Origin of the sequence: Paraburkholderia sp. BCC1885, from assembly GCF_900996235.1 — a bacterium.
In the GTDB taxonomy this organism is placed as follows: Bacteria; Pseudomonadota; Gammaproteobacteria; order Burkholderiales; family Burkholderiaceae; genus Paraburkholderia.
Genome location: NZ_CAAJGM010000261.1, coordinates 1 through 4,891, shown reverse-complemented (window position 1 = coordinate 4,891; position 4,891 = coordinate 1). Strand labels below are relative to the sequence as shown.

Genomic DNA, 4,891 nt, shown 5'->3' with positions numbered 1-4,891 from the left:
GATCGCGGTGATACCAGCGACGACGCTGAGTCCCTTTAGTACGGGACGTGGGCGCGGCGGGAGGTGGATGAATTTCGTTTCGTGCATGGATTGCTCCAGATAAAGGACGAACGCGGGCCTCCGGATGAACCGGATGACGTGATCGCTGGTGGAATAAAAAAGAGACGGGGCGCAGGCGCGCCCGGCTTATGCCGTGAGGCTGGCCAGTTGTCGCCGCAGGGCAGCGGCCCTGGCCTGGGAGCAGCGCAGATGACGCCGGATACCGACGACGGTGGGTTTTACGATCCCGGCCTCGATGTCACGCTGTAGCTTTGCGATTTCGGTATCGGGTTTTGTGACGGTGGGTGACGGTGCTGGCAGGTCGGACGTGACCGCCGGAATGGACGTCAGGTCAGCGGCGGTTACTGGAGTGGGTTCCCTTCCCGGTACGAGTGCAATCCACCACAGCAGACAGGCAACACCTTCGAGCACCGCGGCAAACGCAAGCCCGGCGAACAGATCCAGTCGGGTATCCGCGACGCCCAGAATTATCGCCAGCCGCGCCGTGACCGGATCGTCACGAATGGCGTCACGACGTCCGGCATTACCGTCCTCGATTGCCTGTAACCGCCGTACCTCAACGGCTTCGGCATCGAGGGTATCCAGTTTCGCCGCAAGCGAGACACGACGAACCCGTAACGCTGGACAGTCACGCACACAGCGGCGTGCATCGGCAACGGCCAGCTCTGCCGTCACCGCCGCACGATCTGTCATGACCGCCGTGAGACTGCGGTGTGCCGGAATATGGCTGACCGGCATGGCCGCCACCCGAACTTCTCCGGCATGGGACTGGGATAGAAGGAAAAACGTCGCATGGCCGTATGAAGCCGCAGCCATGCACCCGAGCCACAGCGCTCCCCCGATACCGCGAACGGCAAGCGGTGCTGACCGGCACAGCGCGGGCAGCAGATGCGCGCCAGCGACCAGCACGACACCGATCGACATCCATACCAGCCGTTCGGCGAGCCACCCGCCGCGCTGCCAGCCAGCGAGTACCGACATGCTGACGGCTGTTCCCGTTGCCGTGACTGCCAGCAGCAGCGCGGGACGGATGCGGATCATGCGGCTTTTCCGCCCAGTAAAGCGGCGCGCTGTTCGAGCTTGCCTATGAGTCCAGACGCGGGCGGCGCCCCGGCTTCGGTGTTACCGTGCCCCTGACTGTCGCCGCTACCGGGTTCGGACGGGTAGAACTCTTCAGAGACGGCGGCGCTTTCCTCGATACTGTCTTCGAATGCGCCGTTACTGAACCCGGCACGCGCCGCGACATCGAGCGCCACCTGATCGAACCCGGCCGCCTTGCGACGCGCATCCAGCTCACGTGCCTCGATGATCGCAGCCTCAAGCGTGCTGCCGGACCGCACGCCGAGATCCACGTAGTAGATCGCACTCCGGTAGCTCTGCGTGGTGGACTTGCCGCGCAGCTTCAGTTCCAGCGGCAGGCAGGCGAGCAGGTTGCCGGATACCGCGCTGAAGTAATGCAGGCGCGCGGCGAGTGTGCGGATGCTGTTATAGGACGTCGTTCTGAAGATGAAACTGCCCAGTTCGTCCTCATCGCCAATCAGCACATTCAGCCGGCCGTAGGGCTTGCAGCCGCCTTTCTGACCGAACGCACAGCCATCCGGCGACGGACAGGGCAACGATTCAATGCTGCTGTCGTTCGCCCGTTTGCACGTTTCGCCGTTACCGACGCACAACGGCCGTCCCGTTTCGCGATCAAACAGCGAATACTCGGCCCGAAGGTTCAGGTCGGGATCGTTGAAGAGAAAGCGCACGGGTATCGCCCTCAGCTTGCCGGGCTGAAGCTTGCGCAGAGCCTGGTCCGCGGGATGCAGCATCCAGCCTTCACGGTTTTGCACCTGGGACGTGACCGTAAACTGGTCATCCTTTTCTGGCAGACGCTTGCCGTTTTTCTCGACGACGCGACCGATTGAAATTCTTCCTATAACGGGCGGAGTAATTGAAAGACCCTTCAACATAGTGAAGCTCCTGTAGACGTAAAAAGAGAGGGCTGAATCGACAGAGAGGACTGCGGAAACAGCAGTCAGACAGAGACGAGAAACCGGCGTGAGCCAGGTTTAGTGATGGCGTATTGCGTAGCAAGATGGGGATGCTCGGCGAGCAGGCGTGGCAGATCGATGGTGGAACCATCCCGACTGCGTTTGAACGACACCTCACCGGTTTCGAACATGGCCCGGTCGGCTTCGCCCATCGCCTGCTGAATCGTCTGCTTCAGCTTCGACTCGACCTGCTGACGTGCTTCAATATCAGCACGAACGGAAACCAGATCAGCGAACACGGACGACAGCCTGCGATCGTCGGTGAAATCGACCGTGCCACCCGCACCCGGATACAGGCAGCGCAGCGCGCGATCGGACGAATCCGAACCGTCGGCCGGTGGTGGAGTGTCCGTTTCGACGTACCGCCAGAACATGGCTTCGAGTTCGATGAGCCGGGAGATCAACCTGTCGTCACGCTCAATGCGATGCACGTCAAGTTGCTGGCCGCAGACCAGCACGGCAACGTCGGCCGCCTGCTTGCCAGTGACCGCAAGCTGGTGTTGCACCTGAAGCACCACGTACTCAGGTACGCTGTCTCGCCAGAGCCGCGCACCGAATTCGCCGGCCGTCTTGCATTCGAGCAGTTGCACGTCGCGAGAGCCGACGACTTCCCGGTCGATATTGGCGATCATGAACGGAAGCGTCGGATGCTGGAGTACGGCGTTCACCCGTCTTACCTTGCTTCCAGTCTGCTTCGTGTACGACGCAGCTACGATGGGTTCGAGCAGCGTTCCCCAGTAAACCGGTTCGGTCGTATCCTGCGGATCGGGCCGGAACAGACTGGTATCGCGCCCGGTTTTGACCAGCCACAATTCGAGCGGGCTCATGTAGGGCGAAAGCCCCACGGCAGCCGCCGCGTCGGAGCCTCCTATCCCGGACTTCCTCACCGATAGCCAGTCTTCGCGTGGCATGTCTTTCGTCTCGACCAGCCGTAATGCAGGACGCTTGCGACGCCCCGTAGGTTCAGGCAAAGGCATACATCCCTCCCAGAATGAAAGAAGCCCGGTGGGAGTGACCCCGACCGGGCTTTATGACGTGATGAACCTGAGAGTCAGGCGATCAGCTTCATCGCTTCGTCCCATGCGCGCTGTTTCAATGTGGCACCTGCTCCGAACCAGGCAGCGTCGCGGCGGTGATCTTCGCTGCGCGCGCGGCGCTGGTGATCGACGAATTCCGTGACCGAATTCACCAGACCCCAAGCCGTGCCGGATGCCGATGGCAACGTGGCACCCATGCCGCGGCCGGCGTACAGTGATTGCACTGCCTTGATCGCGCGATCGTTCGTCGTTGGCACCGGTGTATTCGGTCCGCCGGTCGGGTACGTGAGCACGCGCTGGAAGAACTTCTCGGCGATGGAATCGCTGACCTTGCGGTCGGCCAATGCTTTCGTGCGAGCCATGAACCCGTCCCACGATGAGATCGCGATGCCAAGCTGTCGCTTGACGGCTTGCGCATCGAACTGGCTGCGGTGCGGCACCTTGACGGCACCAGCCGAATCTCCAAGAGCGATCTGCAACGTGTTGTGGCAAACGACGCGCACACTCGTGAACTGTGCGGTGGTCGCCAGTGTGCCGTCGCAGGCGGTCGCCAGCAGCAGATAGCCGTTGACGGTGTCCTTGCCCTTGAGCGAGACGGACTGGCCCGTGCGAGCCAAAGCCCAAAGCTTCTTGCCATCCTTGAGTACGCCTGCGGTCTCCAGCTCGAAGCCGCCTGTTTCCGTGAGGTCGCGGTAGAACTCAAGCACATCGCGAGGTTGGACTACCTGATAGCGCGACGACACGACCGACAGCGGTTCCCTGGTGTCCGAGCGGTACAGCACGCGCTGTTCGGGAAAGGCGTGGATCGATCCGAGATTGCCTGAACCGCCAGCCACGTACCGGACCTCGGCGGATTCAATCTGCCAGTTCATTCCAGCTTCGCGCGCCCACACTTCAATCGGTTGGCGTGGAGAGAGTTGATTACCCAGGCCATGCCATGGGGTTTCGTTGACATAGGCCATCGTTTTGACGAGATGCATGAAAAGCTCCTTGTAAACGGCATACAGCCCGGCACGCAGCCGAGCGGGTGTACAAAAAATTGAAGGGGGATAACTGCGAGGAACTGCGGAAAGGGAAAAATTACGGATCAGGTAGATGCTTTGGGGCGACTGAACGCGTGCCCGCAGGCGTGACAGCGGAAGTTGTTGAGTACCTTGTCGTCGATCACTTCGCCGAAGACAGAGCCGGTCGCGCAGCCTGCCGTGCCGCCGATGAGACCGGCGATTACGGCACCAGCGATGGCACCGCACACGGCACCGGCGGGTCCGGCCAGCGCGCCTACCGCTGCGCCGGTTTCTGCTCCGGACAGGGCGAATGCGACACCACTGGCCGTACCGGCGATGGCGCCTATTGCACCGCCGGTCTTGCGTGCGCGATGGCGAGCTTCGACATGCGACGACTGGCATTTCGGGCATGCCGGGATGGAGCTAGGCTGACTGCCTGCATGATCGCCCGGGTATGCCCGCGGCGGGACAAAGCCTTGCTCGAAGGGCTCGTCATCATTGTGCCCATTCGGGTACACATCGTCCGGGTCATACGGATCGTGAGGACGGGGATAGACGCGAGGATCACGCATGGGCGGTCGCCTCCCGCCTGATCTTGTCGCCGTACAGGCGCAGGCTGACCGATGTGAGCACGCCGGTCATGAAGACCAGGCCGAATGCGAGCAGATATTCAAAAGGGGAAGGATAGGTAGGCATCACGGCTCCCGGGGAGGATTCGCCAGCACGGCATTGCGCGGGCGGAGTGGGCAGGCTG

General features: G+C 61.9%; 6 protein-coding genes. All 6 read right to left on the bottom strand.

Annotated features, from left to right (window positions below; genetic code table 11):
- Positions 1-186: 186 nt before the first annotated feature.
- Positions 187-1,101: a hypothetical protein gene (locus FQ755_RS33600; RefSeq protein WP_144161615.1), complete on the bottom strand. Its 915-nt coding sequence runs from the start codon at positions 1,099-1,101 to the stop codon at positions 187-189.
- On the bottom strand, positions 1,098-2,015 hold the full coding sequence (locus FQ755_RS33595; RefSeq protein WP_144161612.1) for a phage capsid protein: 918 nt from the start codon (positions 2,013-2,015) through the stop codon (positions 1,098-1,100). Before FQ755_RS33595 ends, FQ755_RS33600 begins: the two co-directional genes overlap by 4 nt.
- A 65-nt stretch (positions 2,016-2,080) precedes the next feature.
- Positions 2,081-3,073 (bottom strand): YqaJ viral recombinase family protein, encoded by a 993-nt coding sequence (locus FQ755_RS33590; protein WP_144161609.1) that lies wholly within the window; start codon positions 3,071-3,073, stop codon positions 2,081-2,083.
- A gap of 74 nt (positions 3,074-3,147) precedes the next feature.
- Complete coding sequence (locus tag FQ755_RS33585) at positions 3,148-4,113, bottom strand: DUF932 domain-containing protein (RefSeq protein ID WP_144161606.1); 966 nt, start codon at positions 4,111-4,113, stop codon at positions 3,148-3,150.
- Positions 4,114-4,220: 107 nt separating this feature from the next.
- Positions 4,221-4,709, bottom strand: coding sequence for a complement resistance protein TraT (locus FQ755_RS33580; protein WP_260859001.1), 489 nt, complete (start codon positions 4,707-4,709; stop codon positions 4,221-4,223).
- The coding region (locus FQ755_RS37895; RefSeq protein ID WP_222105821.1) for a hypothetical protein at positions 4,702-4,891 on the bottom strand (190 nt) is incomplete at its 5' end. The genes FQ755_RS33580 and FQ755_RS37895, both read right to left, overlap by 8 nt.